General features: G+C 70.0%; 22 protein-coding genes and 1 pseudogene. 10 read left to right on the top strand and 13 right to left on the bottom strand.

Going from position 1 to position 17,815, the window contains the following annotated elements:
* From IE269_RS42360 to IE269_RS42320, 9 genes are all read left to right on the top strand, one after another.
* On the top strand, positions 1-657 hold a 657-nt coding region (locus IE269_RS42360), incomplete at its 5' end, for a hypothetical protein (protein WP_318299703.1).
* A 119-nt stretch (positions 658-776) separates the two neighbouring features.
* On the top strand, positions 777-1,127 hold the full coding sequence (locus IE269_RS42355) for a helix-turn-helix domain-containing protein (RefSeq protein WP_229898632.1): 351 nt from the start codon (positions 777-779) through the stop codon (positions 1,125-1,127).
* A 255-nt stretch (positions 1,128-1,382) separates the two neighbouring features.
* The gene (locus tag IE269_RS42350) at positions 1,383-2,753 is read left to right on the top strand and encodes a DEAD/DEAH box helicase family protein (RefSeq protein ID WP_189828708.1); all 1,371 of its coding nucleotides are present in this window, start codon (positions 1,383-1,385) and stop codon (positions 2,751-2,753) included.
* A gap of 29 nt (positions 2,754-2,782) precedes the next feature.
* Complete coding sequence (locus IE269_RS42345; RefSeq protein ID WP_189828710.1) at positions 2,783-2,959, top strand: hypothetical protein; 177 nt, start codon at positions 2,783-2,785, stop codon at positions 2,957-2,959.
* Positions 2,956-3,234: a hypothetical protein gene (locus tag IE269_RS42340; protein ID WP_189828703.1), complete on the top strand. Its 279-nt coding sequence runs from the start codon at positions 2,956-2,958 to the stop codon at positions 3,232-3,234. Before IE269_RS42345 ends, IE269_RS42340 begins: the two co-directional genes overlap by 4 nt.
* 355 nt (positions 3,235-3,589) lie before the next feature.
* On the top strand, positions 3,590-4,060 hold the full coding sequence (locus IE269_RS42335) for a hypothetical protein (RefSeq protein WP_189828702.1): 471 nt from the start codon (positions 3,590-3,592) through the stop codon (positions 4,058-4,060).
* Positions 4,048-4,701, top strand: a complete 654-nt coding sequence (locus IE269_RS42330; RefSeq protein ID WP_189828701.1) for a hypothetical protein — start codon at positions 4,048-4,050, stop codon at positions 4,699-4,701. The genes IE269_RS42335 and IE269_RS42330 overlap by 13 nt, the downstream gene beginning before the upstream one ends.
* A complete protein-coding gene (locus tag IE269_RS42325; protein ID WP_189828700.1) occupies positions 4,698-5,117 on the top strand; it encodes a hypothetical protein in 420 nt (139 codons plus the stop codon). The genes IE269_RS42330 and IE269_RS42325 overlap by 4 nt, the downstream gene beginning before the upstream one ends.
* On the top strand, positions 5,105-5,500 hold the full coding sequence (locus tag IE269_RS42320; RefSeq protein WP_189828699.1) for a hypothetical protein: 396 nt from the start codon (positions 5,105-5,107) through the stop codon (positions 5,498-5,500). Before IE269_RS42325 ends, IE269_RS42320 begins: the two co-directional genes overlap by 13 nt.
* Positions 5,501-5,936: 436 nt before the next feature.
* On the opposite strand, the gene IE269_RS42315 is transcribed toward IE269_RS42320, so the two are convergent.
* The 10 genes from IE269_RS42315 to IE269_RS42270 form a co-directional block, all read right to left on the bottom strand.
* Positions 5,937-6,134 carry an ATP-binding cassette domain-containing protein gene (locus tag IE269_RS42315; RefSeq protein ID WP_229898631.1) on the bottom strand — a complete coding sequence of 66 codons (198 nt, stop codon included), beginning with the start codon at positions 6,132-6,134 and terminating at the stop codon, positions 5,937-5,939.
* A 449-nt stretch (positions 6,135-6,583) separates the two neighbouring features.
* Positions 6,584-6,883: a hypothetical protein gene (locus IE269_RS43645; protein WP_229898630.1), complete on the bottom strand. Its 300-nt coding sequence runs from the start codon at positions 6,881-6,883 to the stop codon at positions 6,584-6,586.
* 229 nt (positions 6,884-7,112) lie between these two features.
* Positions 7,113-8,255 carry a zeta toxin family protein gene (locus IE269_RS42305; RefSeq protein ID WP_189828697.1) on the bottom strand — a complete coding sequence of 381 codons (1,143 nt, stop codon included), beginning with the start codon at positions 8,253-8,255 and terminating at the stop codon, positions 7,113-7,115.
* A 39-nt stretch (positions 8,256-8,294) separates the two neighbouring features.
* Positions 8,295-9,476, bottom strand: a complete 1,182-nt coding sequence (locus IE269_RS42300; protein ID WP_189828696.1) for a GNAT family N-acetyltransferase — start codon at positions 9,474-9,476, stop codon at positions 8,295-8,297.
* Between the two features lie 21 nt (positions 9,477-9,497).
* The gene (locus tag IE269_RS42295; RefSeq protein WP_189828695.1) at positions 9,498-10,028 is read right to left on the bottom strand and encodes a MaoC family dehydratase; all 531 of its coding nucleotides are present in this window, start codon (positions 10,026-10,028) and stop codon (positions 9,498-9,500) included.
* Complete coding sequence (locus IE269_RS42290; protein WP_189828694.1) at positions 10,025-10,858, bottom strand: HpcH/HpaI aldolase/citrate lyase family protein; 834 nt, start codon at positions 10,856-10,858, stop codon at positions 10,025-10,027. Before IE269_RS42290 ends, IE269_RS42295 begins: the two co-directional genes overlap by 4 nt.
* 6 nt (positions 10,859-10,864) lie before the next feature.
* Positions 10,865-11,095, bottom strand: coding sequence for an acyl carrier protein (locus tag IE269_RS42285; RefSeq protein ID WP_189828693.1), 231 nt, complete (start codon positions 11,093-11,095; stop codon positions 10,865-10,867).
* Positions 11,088-12,140, bottom strand: a complete 1,053-nt coding sequence (dmpG, locus tag IE269_RS42280) for a 4-hydroxy-2-oxovalerate aldolase (protein ID WP_189828692.1) — start codon at positions 12,138-12,140, stop codon at positions 11,088-11,090. The genes IE269_RS42285 and dmpG overlap by 8 nt, the downstream gene beginning before the upstream one ends.
* On the bottom strand, positions 12,137-13,015 hold the full coding sequence (locus IE269_RS42275; protein ID WP_189828691.1) for an acetaldehyde dehydrogenase (acetylating): 879 nt from the start codon (positions 13,013-13,015) through the stop codon (positions 12,137-12,139). Before IE269_RS42275 ends, dmpG begins: the two co-directional genes overlap by 4 nt.
* A 128-nt stretch (positions 13,016-13,143) precedes the next feature.
* A complete protein-coding gene (locus IE269_RS42270) occupies positions 13,144-13,872 on the bottom strand; it encodes a 2-keto-4-pentenoate hydratase (RefSeq protein WP_229898629.1) in 729 nt (242 codons plus the stop codon).
* 332 nt (positions 13,873-14,204) lie between these two features.
* On the opposite strand from IE269_RS42270, the gene IE269_RS42265 reads away from it, so the two are divergent.
* Positions 14,205-15,572, top strand: coding sequence for an NsdA family TPR-like regulatory protein (locus IE269_RS42265; protein WP_189828689.1), 1,368 nt, complete (start codon positions 14,205-14,207; stop codon positions 15,570-15,572).
* A 41-nt stretch (positions 15,573-15,613) separates the two neighbouring features.
* On the opposite strand, the gene IE269_RS42260 is transcribed toward IE269_RS42265, so the two are convergent.
* From IE269_RS42260 to IE269_RS42250, 3 genes and pseudogenes are all read right to left on the bottom strand, one after another.
* Positions 15,614-16,375, bottom strand: a complete 762-nt coding sequence (locus IE269_RS42260) for an NUDIX domain-containing protein (protein WP_229898628.1) — start codon at positions 16,373-16,375, stop codon at positions 15,614-15,616.
* Between the two features lie 189 nt (positions 16,376-16,564).
* Positions 16,565-17,587: a phosphotransferase family protein gene (locus IE269_RS42255; protein ID WP_229898627.1), complete on the bottom strand. Its 1,023-nt coding sequence runs from the start codon at positions 17,585-17,587 to the stop codon at positions 16,565-16,567.
* Between the two features lie 115 nt (positions 17,588-17,702).
* A pseudogene (locus IE269_RS42250) lies at positions 17,703-17,815 on the bottom strand (IS5 family transposase); the annotation flags it as partial.

The raw sequence follows: 17,815 nt of genomic DNA, 5'->3' as shown, positions 1-17,815 counted from the left end.
CGCCTGATGATCTATCTGGAGGGCCTTCTGATGGGGCAGTTGCCGGTTGTCCGGCCTGGTCACCGTGTGGTTGCGCGGTCGGACGGCAAGGGCGGCATGTTCGTCACCGTGGAGAAGGTCCAGGGCCGCGCCTTCGCAGTGAGTGCTGAGGTTCAGGGATACGTACTTGATGCCCGGTTGCTGATGGACGTGCTGGGTGGCATGAAGATGCCGGGGAGCTGGTTCCAGGTGTGGTGCAAGCTCGTGGCTGCCCAGGATCCCAGTTACAGCAAGGACATCGACCGTACGAAGGCTCCGCGCGGGTACGTCAGAATCAACCAGCGAGAGCTCCAGAAGCGGTGCAGCCTCTCCGCGGCATCGGTAAGCGAACCGTCGCAGTTCTTCCACCACATCGGCTGGATGCGTACCGCGAAGCCCGGTGTGCTTCAGCTCAACCCCTGGTTGACCGTGGCCGGCACCTCTGCCGAGCAGGAGAAGTGGCAGGCCGAATGGAACGCCGCCCAGGGCCCGGCCTGCGTGATCCCGGCTCCGAACTACCCGGCGCTGTGGCGTGAGGAGCGGGCGCAGGCGAAGAAGGAAGCCGAAGCGGCACGCCGCCGCGAGAAGGTCGTCGCACTCCCCCGGCGGCGGATTCCCGCTCGCAAGGCGAGCGCGTGAGCAGGGCAGGCATACCCTCGATGCCAGACGACAACAGCCTGGAGGCCCTCGTGAGCACTACTTACGTCCCTGGCTCCCCCTCGGACGAGCCGGTCGTGCTCAGCCGCGATGCTTTGAGGATGCTTGCCCTCGTAGACATCTCGCTCACCGCACGCCGGGTGCTCGATGTGCTCCTGGCGCTCCAGGACCCCGACACCGGCTCGGTCAACATCAGCCAGGCGGAAATGGCGTCCGAACTTGGCGCCGGGAAGCCCGCGGTGAACCGCGGCTTCAAGGAGCTGAGGGAAGCCGGGCTCGCCTGGCTCTTGAACCGCGCGGTCTACCAGCTCCACCCCGTCCTCACCGGAGGGCGGATCGCGGGAACCGCGATGGCCGTGCCCGCGATCAACGCGGCGCCACCAGAGAGCTTCACGGAGCAGCGTCGCGCCCGTTTCGCTGCGCAGGTCGCCAACCTCGCCCAAAGCGCCTGAGCGGCCGCACAGGCCCGTTCCTTCCCTCCTCCACGGTGCCGCAGCCTCTCCAGGCTGCGGCACCGCCCTCGTTCCGGCCTCGCGGCCCCTGTGCTCTGTTCTGGAGAACCAGAACAAGACGGTTCCCCTGGTGATACCGACCCCAGTCCCGAGGGTGGTGGGGCTGCCAGGCGAACGCATGGTTTCTGTGACATCGCGGGTGTGGTGCTGGGACCATCGTGGGGAGGCAGTGGGAACGAAGGAGCGCAAGCGGTGATGGTGAACAACGGGCTGCGCCCCCATCAGGTGGAGGCCGTAGATGCGGTCCTGCGCCACCTTCAGCTTCCCGCCGGCTCCCCCGTGCCGGTGGAGGGGCTGCGGTGTCAGGTCATCGCGGCGACGGCCTCGGGGAAGTCCCGGATCGCCGCCGGGGTCGCCCACGGCCTGCGGGCGCGGCGGGTGCTGGTCTTGGTGCCGACCAAGGAGTTGGTGCGGCAGATGGCTGCAGAGTGGCGTCGGGCCGGGCGTGGTGGGGCGATGGTGGGTGCGTGTTCGTTGCGGCCTGCGGAGGCTGGTGGGGTGCCGTGCACGACGGAGGCCGCGGACCTGGTGGCGTGGGTGGAGGGTGAGGATCAGGGGCCGGTGACGGTGTTCTCGACCTACCACTCGGCGCACGTCGTGGCGAAGGCCCAGGCGCTGGGCATGGGCGGCTTCGACCTGATGGTCGTCGACGAGGCGCACCACACGTCGGGGGACGCGGAGAAGGCGTGGGCGATCGTCCACGATCAGAAGCGGATTACGTCAGTGCGCCGGTTGTACATGACGGCGACGCCCCGGATCTGGGAAGACGTGGAAGACGCCCGGCGGGCGGGGCGGCAGGCGCCGCGGCTGGTCGCGAGCATGGAGCCGGATTCCCCGATCTTTGGGCCGGTGGCGTGGAAGCTGACGCTCTCGCAGGCCATTTCGAAAGGCCTGGTTGCCCCGTATCAGGTGGTATGTGTCGATATCAGTGATCCTGCGTTGCATGCCGCGCGGGCCTCCGGTGACCACGGGTCCGACCTCGTGCGCGGGGCGCGGCTGGCGGCGTTGCAGACCGGGCTGGTGACGGCGGCTGCGGACGAGAATCTGCGGAAGGTGCTGGCGTTCCACTCCCGGGTTGCCGAGTGCGAGGCCATGGCCGAGGGGGTGGTGCCGGTCGCGGCGAAGCTGCACGCGCAGGACCCGGAGCGCTACCACCCGCCGGAGCGGGTGTGGGCGTCGTGGCTGCACGGCGACCACAAGGCCGGGTACCGCAAGGAGCAGCTGGATGCGTTCGAGTCGGACGTCATCACGGTGGCGGACGGTGCGGGCGGCGAGACAATCTATCCGGCCATGCTGAAAGTCCTGTGTTCCGTGAAAGTGATCGGCGAGGGCGTCGATTCACGGAAATGCGATTCCGTCGCCTTTTGCGATGCGCGGGGGTCGATGGTCGATATCGTGCAAATGGTCGGGCGAGCCCTGCGATTGCAGCCCGGTGAAGGGAAAATCGCGTCGCTGGTCGTGCCGGTATTTCTCGGTCCGGGTGAGGATCCGGACGACATGCTCACTCAGGCCGAACTGGGCGGCGCGCGCTGTGGATGCAGGGCTGCGACCGGATTCGCACCATAGGACTGCAGAGGCGCCGAGTTGATGCTCTGGTGGACACCGACACCCTTCCCTCGCCTCTGATTCGGCAGCAGCTGCGGGTCGCCGCAGGTCTCACCCAGGCGGAAGTCGCCGATGCGATCGGCGCGAAGCGCAAGCAGCCCGCGTACAAGCTTCTGCCGCGCAGCCGGTTGACGACGTTCCGGTCGTATCAGTGGCCCCGGTCGTGATTCCCGCGCCGCTTCCGGCTGTCCTGGCCGCCGTTCCGGACCCGGTCGACGTCGACGACGACCTGGAGCTGGTCCTCGAGGATCTGACCCGCGATCAGGTACGCGACTGGCGGATCCGGGGGATGAAGGACCACCAGGTGGTGTTCGACCACATCGGCCGCTACGGCGAGCCGTCGGCCCGGCGCCTGTTCAGCCATCAGGTCGTCGACCAGGCGCAGCACCTCTCAGGGCTCGGCCATCTGGACCTCGGCTACGCCACCTGGGGGCAGGCGTGAGCAGTGGTGAGGTGAGCGGCGTCGATCTCGCGCGCCAGGCGTTGTTCGCGGCCCGGGAAGCGGCGAAGAAGAACGGCGTCGCCCGCAGGAAGCCGAAGCGGCACACCGGCTGCACCCCTGGACCGTCCGCGTTGCACCCGCAGCCCAGTGACTCGGACGGTCCGCAGGAAGAGGCACGTGGTAGCAGGTCACCGTGCGCCGTCGATGAATGCAACGCCTCTCCCTCCGAGAACTTAAGGGGCGTTTATTCTGAGTACCGCCAAATGGCTGGATAGAGCTTATAAACCATCAAAATTCCTATATGCGGGCATAGCTCTCTTGTTGTGTCAGTCGGTCAGACGGAGGTGCCAGGAGAATGAAGTTCAACCGGAACCGGGCTGCGGGCGTACTCGTCTGCGCGCTGCTGGGGGGTGTGTTCGCTGTTCCGCCCGCCTTGGCGCAGGTGTCCGAACCTGCCGCCTGCACGGAGAAGTCCATGAAGGGCTTCATGGTCAAGTGGTGCCCACAGGAATCCACCGACTCCAGCAGGCCGCACTCGGTGAAGATGACGATCACCGGAGTCGGCCGCAAGCCCTCCGACGGAGCGTTCCAGGTGCTGGACGCCTCCAATGGTGTGGCGGGCAAGTCCCTGAATAGCCAGCCGGATGAGCTCAAGGATCTTGCGGGCACCTACTCGTTCGACTTCCGGAAGCTGAAGCAGAAGCAGTCCACCACCTTCGACATGGCGGTCAAGAACCCGGAGGCGATGCTCTTCTTCCTCCCGATGGACTCCCCCAGAACCCTGGACGCCGCTGCGGAGTGGGTGGGTCAGCCATGGAAGAAGTAGTCACGCACCGAAGTCAGCGGTCCCGGTGCGCGAAGCGCACCGTCCGAGGGGCCACGACCGCACTGACCGCCCTGGTTCTCCTGGGCGGCGCCCTGGCGGGCCCCGCCCACGCCGACCCCGAGGACATGCCGTGCAGCGACACCTGGCGCTTCGACGTGGAGGGTGAGCCGACCCGGGAACGCACGGAGATCATGACGTTCACCCTGGACAACCGTGCCGACCCCAACCACCCGCTGGACCGCACGGAGACCATCGCCACCGGCGAGACGGAGACCTTCTCCAACTCCGCCGCCAGCGAATGGGGAATCGAGATCAGCGCCGAAGCCTCCTTCAGCGCCTTCGGCGTAGGGGTCACGGCATCCGCCTCGTCCGCCTACAACAGCTCCACCTCCAACACCATGGAGAAGAGCGTCTCCGTGGAGAAGGGCACCGAGTTCCCCATGAGCGTGGGACCCGGCCAGGGCGTCGTCTACCACGTCGGTTTCGAGAAGATCAGAGCCACGGGCTACTACGAGCGCATCCGCAACTGTGAATCCACGGCCCAGAGCTACCTCCGGATCGGCCCCGTCACCGAGACCGCCCCGCTGGAATCCAAAGCCGTCTGGACCGAACTGCTCCCCCCGCTCAAGGAGAAGAAGTGACCCGCTCCGCTGCCCTCGCTGTCGCGGCGATGGGATTCCTCACCCTCCCGCTGCTCACCACAAGCCCTGCCCTGGCCGCCCCGAGTGTGCCGCCCCCGGGGGTCTACGTAGAGCAGAGCAGTCATCTCCGCTGCGTCCCCGGGCGGTTCTGCATCACCGGAACCTCTCCGACGGGCAAAGACGTCAGAATCCTGGCAGGAGCAGGTATCCCGGATACGAGCAAGGTGGTCATGGACGAAGAGGGCGGGAAGACCCTCGCCACCGAGGGCGGCAGCACGCTCTTCAATGTCACATACATGGACTACTGCCTCTACTCACAGACACGCTACCGAGGCAGCCTCAAACGAGTGAAGGCCCATACCCACGAGGACGACCAGACATTCAAGTTCGCCTCGGTCCGGCCGTGCCCGGCATGATCCCCGCGCGGTCACCCCGCCCCTCCGCGCACCGGCACCCGCAGAAGGGCCGCTCAACGGCCACTCCCCGCCCGCACCCCAGCCTCCGGCACCTGGCGGGGGCCCTCACCGTCCTCGGCGCGCTCCTGGCTGCAGCCGCCCCGGCGCACGCCCATGTAGAGGACCCGCCCCCGATCAGCGGCAGCTGCTCCAGCGAACCTCCCGCCAAGGCCCCCGAACCGGGCAAGCCGGCCAAGTGGGAGTACTGCTGGGAAGCCTCCTTCCCCGGAGCCAACATCGAGCGCCTCAACGACGCCGGCCAGGCCGGCTGGGAAGTCGTTGCCCCCGTCACCCCGTCCGGCACCAAGCAGTGGGACTTCCTGCTCAAGCGCCCCGTGGGATGACCACAGCCATAAGCGTGCGGGCCCGGACCGTACGGTCCGGGCCCGCAGACGCATCCAGACGTCCGGCGAACGCCTTGAGGCGGGACGCGGAAGGGACTGCGGGACACATAGGGCGAAGGGCGCGGTGGTGTGACCCAGCGCCTTCAATTCCGGCGGCCATCATCATCTTTGAGGCAACAGTCACGTCACAGCGCGTTACTGATCAGGGAGAAGCGGGACGGCTTCTCAGTCCCCTCGGGAGTTCGACCACCCTCACCCCGGCCTGCGTGCACATGTCGAGGAGGTCGATGCTGACGGCCTTCTGGGATTCGGCTGCGCGCGCCCGCATGAGGTCGCGGTGGGGTTGCTGGTCGAGCGCACAGCCCGCGCTGGAGAGACTCGACGCCCTTGGTCTGGAGGCCCAGCTCGACGTTCGGCCGCACGGTCAGCCACGGCATCAGCGCGAAGGACTGGCAGAGCATCCCGTCCCGGGGTTGGGTCCTTCGACCGGCGTGCCGCGGTAGCGGACCGTGCCCGCCGAAGGGGCGAGGAGCCCGGCAATGTGCCGCAGCAGTGTGGACTTGCCGGACCCGGACCGGCCCAGCAGCGCGACGATCTCACCCTCACGCAGGGTGAGATCGATGTCCCGCAGCACGGACCGGCTCGGGGATGATCTGCTGGCGGCGGCTAGAAGCCTGGAACTGGACCGGAGCCTGGGGGAGCTCCTCACGCTTGTGCTCGCGAAGCTGCGGGCGGCGAAGCAGATCGACTGGTCGACGGCGGTGATCGACTCCGGTCACGTCCGGGCCGCTCGAAGGGGCCCAAAGCGGGCCGAGCCCGGTCGACCGTGCCCGGCCAGGCAACAAGCACCACCTCATCGTCGACAGCCAGGACACCCCGCTCGCCGTCTCACTGACCGGCGGAAACCGCAACGACGTCACCCAGCTGACCCCGCTGCTGAAGAAGATCCCGGCCATTCCGGCGCGGCCGTTCTCTCGTGCTTCGAGACTTGGCATCTCGAAGCACGGAGAACGGCCGCTCCCGCTGTCTATGGCAGAACCGCAGATCAGCAGGCCGGGTGACCGGCGACGTCGGGCACCGGGCTCAGGCCCGGTGCCGGAACCAGAGGTTGACGTGCTGCGCGCCGTTTCCGAACTCCCCCGGAGCGCAGTAGTAGTACACCTGCGGGTCCCGGTTGCCCGAGCGCTGGAGGATGTCGTTCTGCTGGCGCTTCATACTGTTGCACTCATTCCAGTTGGAGCCGCTGTCGCTCGTGGTGAAGCTGTGCCAGAGGGAGTTGGCGTAGCCGGATGCCGAGGCTGCCCCTGCACCGGTGGCGAGCATCCCGGCCGCTGCGGCTCCGGTCAGCAGTGCAGCCGCTGCCGTCCGCCCCATGCTCTTCATGAACACGTTCTCCCTTTTCTCATCCGGCAGCTGACCGCGCGCAGCTTATGATGCCCCGTCAACTGCCCCGTTTTGAAACCGCCTTGGGGCGCGCCCGTAACGGAACCGGGAGAAGTCTACCCGCCGGTAATAGGGAGCTCCAGCCGTAGTCAGGCCTCCGCACATCGGTGCACAGGCATTCTCGGCCCGGAAGGCATAGCCGAACGTCGCTCCGTGGAGCTTTGCGCAGCTACCGGGGGGCGCGTTGGGCGATGTCCAGGAGTCGGCTGGTCCATTCCGGCTCCATTTCGTCCAGGAGCTTGGCCTGTACGTGGCGGAAGTCGCGGTCTTCCGCCGGGGAGAGGGGGCGGTGGCGTTCCCGTTCGATCGCGTCGGCGAAGGCCGGGGGCCGCGCCCATGTGTGGTCTCGGAGGTGGTTGTGGTACCTCGGGAGGTGTTCGCCGCGTCGGAATACCGCAGTTTCGTGGGCCAGTTGTTCGGCGTCGATGAGGCGGGCGGTGGCGAGGATGCCGCGGTCGGAGAGGTCTGCCTTCGCCGGGACGGTGAGCCGGGCGCGCCCGCAGTCCTTCACCTGCTCGTGGTAGCGGTGCAGGATGCCCTGGTCGCTGAGGGCTCGGGCGACACCGAGGGCTAGGACGACGTTGCGGAAGCCGCTGGCCTGGGAGGCTTTCATCATGTCGGCGAGGTAGGGCGGGTTCTGGGCGGTTTCCTGGATCAGCATGTTGATCTTGTGGTGGTGGGCCCACTGCTCGGCGCGGTGCATCCACGCCTGGCCGTCGGGGCCCATGCAGGCGGCCATGTTCCGGTCGTCGAGTGCCATCGCCTCCGCGTAGCGGGGGTGGTAAGGCTTGTAGAGGTCGCTGTCGATGTTCGCGCAGCCGCCGTGCGGGGCGAACCGGTGGAGCAGCAGGCTGGCGACGTGGGACTTCCCGGAACCGGGCTGGCCCAGGAGGTAGAGGGCGACCGGCTGGTCCTGTGGGGCGAACGGGGCGAGGAGGTCGCGGACGATGCTGTGGGTGAAGATCAGCTCGTTTTCCTGCGGGGACAGCACGTAGCTGGGCGCGGGCTGCTGCGGCGGTTGCGGGATGGGCACGGCGGGGCGCTGGCGGAGGTCGCCGATTGTGTCGGTGTCGGTGGTGTGGACCAGGTCGCGGGTACGGGCGGCGGAGGTGCGCTCGTGGCGCAGGATGACGCGGGCGGTGCGGTCCGGGAGCGGGCGGGCGTCCTGGGCGGCGAGGTGGGCGGAGTAGCTGCCCACGGTGCGGCTGAGCGCTTCGACGGCCGCTTCGTAGGCCACGGCGCCGGTGCTGGACCAGTTCGCTTCGGGCAGGGCGGTGAGCAGGAGCGCCGAGGAGCTGTTCGGGGCGGTCATGGGGGCCTCCGCTGCGTGCACGGCTGTGATCGGTGGGGGTTAGAAGTGGTCGGGGAGCCAGGGTTCTTGGCCGGTGGTGGCGCGGATGAGGGTGGTCAGCGCGCGGGGTGAGGTGGCGCGGACGCCGGCGGCGCGGGCGGCCGTCGTGGTGCGGTAGCCGCCTGCGTACCAGACGGCGAGCTGGCCGCGGGTGAGGGCGACGTCGCCTGCGCGGTGGGTGGTGGTGAGTTCGGCCGAGCCGGCGGTGAGGCGCAGCAGGTACCGGCCGTGGGAGAGGCGGTCTTCGCTTTCGATCTCGATGGGGACGGTGGCGTCGAGGTCCTCGGGCCAGCCGCGGCGCTGGATGGCGCCGGGGAGGTCGAGGAGGCGCAGCATCCAGGGGTGCCAGGCCTGGGCGGTGGGCCGGAAGCGGTGCAGGTGGTGCAGGAGGGTGGTGTCGGGGGGCAGGGCGCCGCGACGGAAGGTGATGTCGGGGGCGCGGGTGTGGTGGCGGCCGAGGAAGGCGTACATCGCGGCGGTGGTGGGGGCGTCGGCGGCCCAGAAGTCGTGGACGGTCAGGGTCATTCCGTGGTGGGGGCGGCGCTTGGTGGCCAGCGAGAGGTAGCCGGTGATCGGCTGGTCGGGGAGGGCGAAGCGGTAGGTGGTGAGGTCGCTCTTGTCGGTCTTCCATTTGTCCCACCAGGCGGGCCGGTGGACGGGACCGTTCCACTGGCGGGCGAGGTGCTGCTGGAGTTGGCGGGCCTCGGGGGTGAGGCCGCAGGTGATGTCGTACGCGGTGTGCTTGCGCTCGTCGAAGGCGCGGTGGAGGTCTTCGGTGGTCACCGTCCAGGCGAGCACGGTGACGGGGGCCTGCCAGCCGAGGAGGCGGGCGTGGTGGTTGGAGGAGGTGGAGAGGGTGGAGATGACGGCGCCCTGTTCGCGCAGTGGTTTCAGGCGGGCTTCGACCATGCGGGCGGCGAGGTGTTCGCCGCGTTCTTCGGGGGCGACGCATCCGGCGCCGAGGGCGGCGCTGGGGACGGGGGCGCCGCCGAAGTAGTGGTCGATGAGGAGGCCGAGGCCGCCGGCGACGACGTTGCCGTCGCGGACGGCGACTTGGAGGTCGGCGTGCGGGCGCAGGTCGGTGATGTCGGTGACGCGGTGGCCGTAGCTGCGGGTGGCGAGCCGGTCGTACTGGTCCCACAGGTCCTCGTCGGCCGGGGTGAAGGTGAGCGGGTGGTTCATGGCGGCGGCCTTCCTGGGGTGTCAGTAGCCGGTGGCGTCGCGGACGGCGTCCGGGTCGGTGGGGACGAGGAAGGTGCGGGTGAACGTCACGACCAGGGTGTGGTCCTGGTTGTGGCCGCGGGTGCGGCAGGTGACGAGGCCTTGGTCGGGGCGGCTTTCGGAGCGGCGGCGTCCGACGATCTCGGTTTCGGCGTAGAGGGTGTCGCCGACGAAGACGGGGTGGGTGAAGCGGACGTCGTCGAGGGTGAGGTTGGCGAGGGTCAGGCCGCTGGTGCTGCGGACGGTCATGCCCGCGACGAGGTTGAGGGTGACCCCGCCGCAGACCAGGATCTGCCCCCACCGGGTGGTGGCGGCGTAGTGGGCGTCGGTGTGGATGGGGGCGGTGTTGCCCGCCAGGGCTGTGCCCAGGAGGTTGTCGGTTTCGGTGACGGTGCGCGCGGGCCGGTGCTCGATGATCCGGCCGGTGATGAAGTCGTCGTAGCCCCAGCCGACGTTCTCGCGGATGCGGTTGGCGGCGGTGCGGCGGTAGCCCTGGGGAAGGGTGCCGGTCATCGTGGGGCCTCGTCCAGGAGGGCCTGGGCGGCGCGGAAGAAGGGCGTGCCGACCATCTGTCCGTCGACGGTCGTGAAGGTGTCTTTGCTGCTGCGGGCGGCGTCGACGATGGCCTGCGCGCGGGCGATCTCGGTGGGGCTCGGGGTGAAGGTCTGGTTGATCAGGGCGGTCTGGCGGGGGTGGAGGGCTCCCTTGCCGGAGAAACCGAGGGCTTTGGCCTGGTGGCATTCGGCACGCAGCAGCTCGGTGTCGTTCAGGTCGAAGACGGGGGCGTCGATGGCGGGGAGGTGGGCGGCACAGGCGCTGTTGACCAGGGTGGCGCGGGCGTGCAGCAGGGCCTCCCAGGTCATCTGGCAGCCGACGGCGGCCGCGTAGTCGGCGGCCCCGAACACGACGCCGGCCAGGCGTGGTGCGGACATGATGTGCGGCAGCCGCTCGAAGGCGCGCGGGGTTTCGATCAGTGCCCACACCTGGGGCCGGTACTCGGCGGTGTCCAGGACGGCTGCGACGAGCTCGATGTCGCGCGGGGATTCCGTCTTGGGGACCAGGACGACCGTGGGCGGGTGAGGGTAGGCGGTGATGGCGGTGAGGTCCTTGAGGCCGTCGCGGGTGTGGGGGGCGTTGATGCGGATGCCGAGGGTGCACCAGGCGGGGTGCGGCGGGGTGAAGAAGTCCGGGGCGCAGGTGCGGGCGCGGTCTTTGTCCTGGGCGGCGACGGAGTCTTCGAGGTCGGCCAGAACGACGCCGGCGCCGGCGGTGCGGGCGGTGGCGAACCGGGTGGTGCGGGTGGCGGGGGTGATGATCCACGACCGTGCGGTGGGGGTGGGCATGGCCGGTCAGCCTTCCGTCTGGGCGCGGGTGATGAGCGTGTCGAGGTCGCCGAGGGTGGGGGCCTGCTCCAGTTCCACCTCGGTGAGGCGGATCGCGTAGCGCTCTTCGAGCAGGACGGACAGCTCGACCACGGCGAGGGAGTCGAGGCCGGCGTCGCTCAGCGTGGTGTCGGGGGTCAGGCGGGCGGCGGGCAGCCGCAGGTCGTGCACCAGGAGGGTGCGCAGGTCCTCACGCATGGGGAGCGGTCCTTTCCTTCGGGGTGTGCTGGCGGGTGCGGTGCAGGTGCTGGGCGGCCTCGGTGATGAGGTCCTCCTGGCCCGCGACGGCCTGGCGGGCGCCGAGCTCGAAGAACAGGTCGACGGGGTCGACGCCGGTGGCGCGGGCGGCGGCCAGGACGGGCTTTTTGAAGCCGGAGAAGACTCCGGCCAGGCCGCTGACGAGGCTGACCGAGTCGATGGTGGGCGGGGTGTCCATCAGGTGGGTTTCGGCGATGTCCGCGGCCTCCAGCAGGCGGCGGAAGTCGATACCGGTGGGGTGGCCGGTGCGCTCCAGTACGGCGGCCAGGACTTCGAGTTGGGTGTTGCCCGCTCCGGCGCCGAAGCCGCGGGCGGTGGCGTCGATGATGGTGGCGCCGGCGTCGACGGCGGCGAGGGAGTTGGCGACGGCCAGGCCCAGGTTGTTGTGCCCGTGGAAGAGGACGGGGACGTCGACCGCCTGGGTGAGGGCGGTGATGCGGGTCTGTACGTCGGAGGGCAGGTAGTGGCCGGCGGAGTCGAGGAGGCCGACGGCCTGCGCGCCGAAGTCGACCATGCGGGCGCACTGGTGGGCCAGTTCGTCGGGGCTGGCCATGTGGGTCATCAGCAGCACACCGTGGGCTTCGGCTCCCAGTTCGCGGACGACGCCGAGGTGGCGTTCGGTGATGTCGGCTTCGGTGCAGTGCGCGGCGATGCGTACGACGTCCGCGCCCAGGGACACGGCGGTGCGCAGGTCGGTGGAGGTGCCCCAGCCGGGGGCCATGAACACGCCCAGGCGGCTGTGGGTGAGGGCGGCGCGGACGGTCGTCAGCATCGTGCGGTCGTCGAGCCTGGCCCGGCCGATCTGGAGCGAGGAGGCGCCCAGTCCGTTGCCGTGGCCGACCTCGATCACGGGAACGCCCGCTGCGTCGGCGGCCGTGGCGTAGGCGGTCAGCTGGGCGGCGTCGAGCTGGTGGCGTACGGCGTGCTGGCCGTCGCGGAGGGTGGGGTCGTGCAGGATAATCTGCCGGGTGCGGGTCTTGGTCACCGGGTGTCCTTCGCGTGGCGGCGGGTGTGCTGCTCGGCCAGGAGCACGGCGGCGGCGTTGATCAGGTCGAGGTTCCCGGCGTGCCGGGGCAGCCGGGCGCTGGCAGCGGTCACTTCGACAGCTGCGGTGATCTGTCCGTCGCCCACGGTGGTGGAGGTGAGCTGGTAGCCGGGGGCGAACTGGCGGACCTCGTGGGCCGCGCGCTCGGCGGTGCGGACGACGTGGGCGGCGGTGAGACCGCGGGTGTCGGCGAGCAGGGTCATGGCCACCCGGAAGGGCGGGGCGGGGCGGGCGGGGCTGAGGTTCGCGAGGACCTTCACCTCGGGCACCCGGGTCAGTGTGCTGATCGCCGCGCTGGTGGTGGCGAGGTACTCGTCGAGGTTGCGCCGGGTCGCGGGCCCCGCGCTGGCGCTCGCCGCGGTCGCGGCGACCTCGATGTAGGTCGGGGCGCTCAGAGCAGCCAGGGCGTGCAGGAGGGGCAGCGCGGCCTGGCCGCCGCAGCTGACGAGCCCGATATGACGGCAGCTAGCCGCCGCCTGCGCGTTGACGGTGGGCACCACCGCCAGGCCGGGGCGGGCGGGAGTGAGGTCGATGAGGGTGGTGTCCGTGGCCTGCTCCAGGTACGCCCAGTGCCCGGCGGTGGCGTTCGAGGCGTCGAAGACGAGGCCGAAGGGTGCCTGTTCCAGGACGGAGCGGATGCCGTGGGGCGCGGTGGCGCAGCCCAGTTGTTCCGCCCGGCGCAGACCGGCGGTCTGCCGGGTGCGTCCCGCGACCAGCGCGCAGTCCAGGTACGGGGAGCGTTGGATTTTGTCGATCAGGTCGATGCCGATGAGTCCGGCGCCCAGGATCGCGACGCGTGTGCGTTGCGCACTCATAGGAGCCTCCTAGCGTGTGGTCTCGGACAAAGAGGGGGCTGCCGAAGGGGGCTGCATGCCACGCTCCCCCGGGGTTTGTGGCTGCCCGGAGGGTGGTGGCGAGGCGTCAGGAAGGGGTGCCAGCGCGGTCAGCGGGCGTGCAGGCGTACGGGCGGCAGGGTGCGGGAGGTGACGCGAGCCGACACGGTGGTGCCTGAGGCGAGCGGCAGGCTGGCGTGGACGGCTCCGGTCAGGACGAGGCTGCCCGCGCGCAGCCCGGGTCCGCCGCCGGCGCTGTGCCGTGCCGCCACCCAGGCCAGAGCCCGCAGCGGATCGCCGAGCACGGCCCGCCCCTCCCCCGCCGCTGCGGTGCGTCCGCCGATGTCTACCGTCAGGTGTTCGTCCCGCAGGTCCCAGCCGGAGGTGAAGTCCACGGGCTCGCCGACGACGGCCCGGGCGCACGAGGCGTTGTCGGCCACGCTGTCGGCGAGCGTGATCTGCCAGTCGGCCGTGTACCGGGTGTCGATCACCTCCAGGGCGAGGAGCACCTCGGCCACTGCGTCCCGTGCCGCGTCGACACTGATGTGGGGGGTGTGGAGGTCCCGGCCGAGACGGACGGCGATCTCCGCCTCCACCCGGGGGTTCAGCAGGCCGGACGTCGCCAGCGCGCTCCCGTCGGGCAGCACCATGTCGTCGAGCAGGACGCCGTAGTCCGGCTCGTAGACGCGCATCTGCCGCTGCATCGCCTGCGAGGTGACACCGATCTTGTAGCCGACGACGCGCGCTCCGGCTGCCGTACGGCAGCCGATCAGGGCCGCCTGGACGCGGTAGGCGTCCTGCACCCCCGTCCCCGGGCAGCGGGCGGTGAGCTGTTCCACGGGCCGTCCGCAGTCCTCGGCAGTGAGCAGAAAGGCTGCTTGGGCCGCACACCAACGGGCGTCCCGGGCGTGGTCCGTAAGGCTGCGGTCGTCGAGCGGGATGTCTGGGTGGTGTGGGGGGCGCGTTACGGGGGTCATGGTCCTCCGCCGAGGTCCGCGGGGCCAGGGCCCCGCACCCGGTACGACAGGCACCAGCCGGTCGTACAGCCGCATCCCGCACTCCCGGAGATCCGGGGAACGGGCGGCTTACGACAAGTCAACTCCCGGACGCCCGGGAGCGGTACGGTGACAGGGAGTGCAGGCGGTATCACCGGTATCACGGGCAGGTACAGATGACGCGCACGCCGAACACCCGTCTCCGGCTCCTGATTGAGGAATCCGGGCTGACCTACGACGCCGTCGCGAAGGCCGTGCGCACGGTCGCCGCCGAGTGCGGGGTTGCCCTGGCCACCAACAAGGGGCTCGTCCGGCACTGGCTCGCCGGGGCCGTCCCGCGCGACAGCACCGGCCACTACCTCGCGGTGGCCCTCTCCCGCCAGCTGGGCAGGGCCCTGACCCCCGCAGACCTCGGGCTGCCGGCACCCGAGGCGGGTGAGGATGACACCATCGGGCAGTCCCTGGGGGACGACCCGCTGGAGACCCTACTGCCGTTGTGGAGGCTGGAGTTGGACCGGCGTACTTTCCTCGGTGGTTCCGCCTACTCGGTGGCGGCCGCCGCCCTGCCCCTCTCCCACGTCCAGGAGATCGCCGCGCGCACAGCCGCCGCCCGGACCGGAGCCGTGGTGGGGATGGCCGAGGTACAGGCTGTCCGGGAGATGGTGAAGGCGTTCTCCGACCTGGACGAACGCTATGGCGGCCAGCACGGCCGCAGCGCACTGATCACCTACTTGCGCGACGATGTAGCCCCCTTGTGCCGGGGCCGGTTCGCCACCGCCGAGGTCGGCCAGCAGATGCTCTCGGCCGCCGGCCGCGGCGTGCACCTGCTGGGATGGAAGAGCTACGACGCCGGCCAGCAAGGTCTCGCGCAGCGCTACTACCTCCAGTCGTTCGCCCTGGCCCAGGAGTCCGGGGTGGTCGGGCACGACGGATTCGTCATGCGGACCATGGCGATGCAGGGTCTGAAGCTTCACCGGCCCGAGCACTGCCAGGCCCTGGCGGAGACCGGCCTCAACCGGGCCAAAGGCAAGGTCGACAGCCAGACCGAGGCCCTCTTCCGCGTGGTCCACGCGCACACCCTCGCCAAGAGCGGCCGGCCCCGGGCCGCACTGGCGGAAGCCGACCGGGCCCACACCCTGCTCACCACCGCCCCCGGCGACGAGGTCCCGTTCTGGGCACTGGCCTGGGGCCCGCCCGCCCCCTCCCTCTACTCCCGCACCGCGAAGGTCCACGAAACCCTGCGCGACTACCGGGCCGCCGCCGAGCAGTACACCCACGCCGCCGCAGCCCGCCCCCAGGACTTCGCCCGCATCGTCGCCCTCGACCTCGTGGCAGGCGCGGAAATGCACCTGCAACGCGGCAGCATCGAACAAGCCTGCGCCACCTGGCACACCGCCCTGGACCACATGGACGGCGTACGGTCGGTCCGCACCCGCAAAGCCGTCACCCGCATGCGCAGCGACCTCTCCCGCTTCCGGGCGCGAGGGCTGCGCTGCGCCGCCGAACTCGACGAACGCGGACGGGACTTCCTCACCCAGCGCTGACGCTAGACCCCCGGCACCGGCGGCGCTCGGCGGACGGAGGTTCAGCTGTCCGAAGCGCCCGGGCGCGTGGTGCTGTAGCGGTGGACGAGGGGGGCGAGGTAGTCGGCGTGGGGGCCTGTCAGGTCGGCCAGGCGCATTGGGTCGCCGATCAGGGCGATCTCATCCAGCTCCGGCTCCCGCCCCGCCGCGCGCTCGGCTTCGGTGAGCACGGCAAAGTCGTGCTGGAGGGCGCTCACGGGGCGGGGCGGGGCGAGATAGGTCAGGCCGATGCTTGCGTTCTCCCCCCGCGTGACCGTCCACAGCTTCAGCATGCCGGGACGCAGCGGAGCCCCTGTTTCCTCCGCCAGTTCACGCGCGGCATGGGTGCGCAGTGCCCGCTCGTCCATCTCCCCGCCGTCCGCTGGAGGTTCGGCGGATCCGCCGGGAAGCTGCCACCGCCCCGGTGCGGCAGTGGTCTTGGACATGCGCACCACCAGGACGCGTCCGTCGTCAGTGGGCTGGAGAACGTTCACGAACAGCGACGGCAACCATGCTGTGCACCCGGGAACCCGGCGCAGCGCGAAGTGCCGGTAGGTCACCGGTGCCCAGAACAACAGCAGCCGGTGCGGACCCTCCCACTCCAGGCCCGCGCACACCACCGCCGGCCCGTCGAACAGAGAGGGATTCGCCGCCACGGCCTGATCCCACACCCGATCCCGGGCCGCTCGATCTTCCTCCGACAGCGGTGGGACCACCGTCCTGGCCATCCGGAGGCTGCGAACGTCGTACAGGCCGATACCGTGCGGCGGCAACGTCTGGGTCACCCGCACATCGTAGGGCTGCCCTGCGAACGGTCTCCGTCCCCGCCGTGACCGACGGCCCCTGCGACCACGCGGTGCCCGGCACCGCCACCGCCCGCCAGCGGACGACCGGGCACAACGTCGACTCCGCACGAAACGATGGCCGGTCCGTCGCGAACCCCTGCGGGCCCACCGGGGCGACGGGCCTGCCCGTCAGCTCAGCCCGGCCAGCACGCCAGCCATCGCGTCGTACGACTGCTGCACGCCCGCGGTGTTGCCCAGCCGGTGGCGCTCCAGACGGACGGCACCAAGGTGGCGGACGTCGTAGACCCGCGCGCGCCAGAGCGCGGCCGGTGAGGGGTCCGGCTCGCCGTACGCCTCCCAGAATGCCGTCCGCTCGTCTTTCTTCGCCCGTGCTATACGGATCGTCCAGTCCGCGGCAGGGTCTCCGAACAGGGAGCGGTCGAAGTCGAGGACCCCGTTGATCCGCGGTTCCGGGGCCGCCGGGTCCAGCAGGGTGTTCACGGTCCACAGATCCCCGCTGAGCAGCCGCGGTTCGGTGATCTCGTCAAGGAGCGTGCTCTGGTGGGCGGCCGTTGCTACGGCCTTCGCCACGTCGGACGCGTCCAGGCCCGCTCCGTCAAGGTCGGCTGCGATCTCCTCCAGCGAGGTGAGCACGGTCTCGCTCCACGTTGCGTACCCCGGTCCGTTGACCGGCCCGAAGTGCGGCCCCCGGACGTCGTGCACACACCGGGCGATGGCACCCATCTGCCGGAAGAACACGGGCCACAGCGTGCGCGGATAGGTCCCCAGGTGCTCCGGGGCCGGGACGCCGTCCAGGTGGGACTGGATCATCCAGTCCCGGCCGATCACGTCGTGCGACCAGTCCACGGCAAGCACCTGCGGCATCAGCGGGGCGATCACCGCAAGCCACGGCACGGTCGCGTACTCGTTGCGCATCAGGCGATGCTCGCTGCGGAACTGGTGCCGCTCTTCCGGCGCGATACGAAGGACCACCGGCCGCGCCCGCCCCGCCAAGGTCACGCGGTAGACGTTGTTGTACATCCCCGTGCCCAACTCGACCGCGGACACGGGAACCACGCCCTCCCCGAACGCCCGCCGACAGACCTTCACGATCTCCTCTGCGGTCAACGACTGCCGGAACGCTCCCGAAGCACGCTCAACACGGTGGAAGTCCATGCCGCCCAGGATGCCCTCGTACCAGAAGTTCGTCACGCACAGCTCCTGCCCGATGGGCGTCCGCCGCCGTACGCCGGTCCTGCTCCATCGTGGAAGTACGCAGGAACCTCTGACTGAGCGTTTTGCCCTGTGGAGTGTGTTTGGTCCCGGGTCAGGTGCCTCGCCAGTTGGGGGTGGCTTCGCCGGTGAGGCGTCGGGTCATGAGGTCGATCATCGCGAGGTGGATCATGGCTTCGGAGCGGTGCGGGTGGGCTTCGTAGTCGC

The organism is Streptomyces spiroverticillatus, assembly GCA_014650415.1.
Classification (GTDB): domain Bacteria; phylum Actinomycetota; class Actinomycetes; order Streptomycetales; family Streptomycetaceae; genus Streptomyces; species Streptomyces spiroverticillatus.
The sequence above is the reverse complement of the archived record's forward strand: the minus strand, read 5'-3'. Positions and strand labels throughout refer to the sequence as shown.

What these genes read in the sequence shown, in the direction of transcription:
- IE269_RS42275 (WP_189828691.1), bottom strand. Translation starts at nt 13,015, where the DNA reads ATGAGTGCGCAACGCACACGCGTCGCGATCCTGGGCGCCGGACTCATC.
- IE269_RS42300 (WP_189828696.1), bottom strand. Translation starts at nt 9,476, where the DNA reads ATGAACCACCCGCTCACCTTCACCCCGGCCGACGAGGACCTGTGGGAC.
- IE269_RS42350 (WP_189828708.1), top strand. Translation starts at nt 1,383, where the DNA reads ATGGTGAACAACGGGCTGCGCCCCCATCAGGTGGAGGCCGTAGATGCG.
- IE269_RS43645 (WP_229898630.1), bottom strand. Translation starts at nt 6,883, where the DNA reads ATGAAGAGCATGGGGCGGACGGCAGCGGCTGCACTGCTGACCGGAGCC.
- IE269_RS42330 (WP_189828701.1), top strand. Translation starts at nt 4,048, where the DNA reads ATGGAAGAAGTAGTCACGCACCGAAGTCAGCGGTCCCGGTGCGCGAAG.
- IE269_RS42305 (WP_189828697.1), bottom strand. Translation starts at nt 8,255, where the DNA reads ATGACCGCCCCGAACAGCTCCTCGGCGCTCCTGCTCACCGCCCTGCCC.
- IE269_RS42295 (WP_189828695.1), bottom strand. Translation starts at nt 10,028, where the DNA reads ATGACCGGCACCCTTCCCCAGGGCTACCGCCGCACCGCCGCCAACCGC.
- IE269_RS42335 (WP_189828702.1), top strand. Translation starts at nt 3,590, where the DNA reads ATGAAGTTCAACCGGAACCGGGCTGCGGGCGTACTCGTCTGCGCGCTG.
- IE269_RS42285 (WP_189828693.1), bottom strand. Translation starts at nt 11,095, where the DNA reads ATGCGTGAGGACCTGCGCACCCTCCTGGTGCACGACCTGCGGCTGCCC.
- IE269_RS42265 (WP_189828689.1), top strand. Translation starts at nt 14,205, where the DNA reads ATGACGCGCACGCCGAACACCCGTCTCCGGCTCCTGATTGAGGAATCC.
- IE269_RS42290 (WP_189828694.1), bottom strand. Translation starts at nt 10,858, where the DNA reads ATGCCCACCCCCACCGCACGGTCGTGGATCATCACCCCCGCCACCCGC.
- IE269_RS42355 (WP_229898632.1), top strand. Translation starts at nt 777, where the DNA reads ATGCTTGCCCTCGTAGACATCTCGCTCACCGCACGCCGGGTGCTCGAT.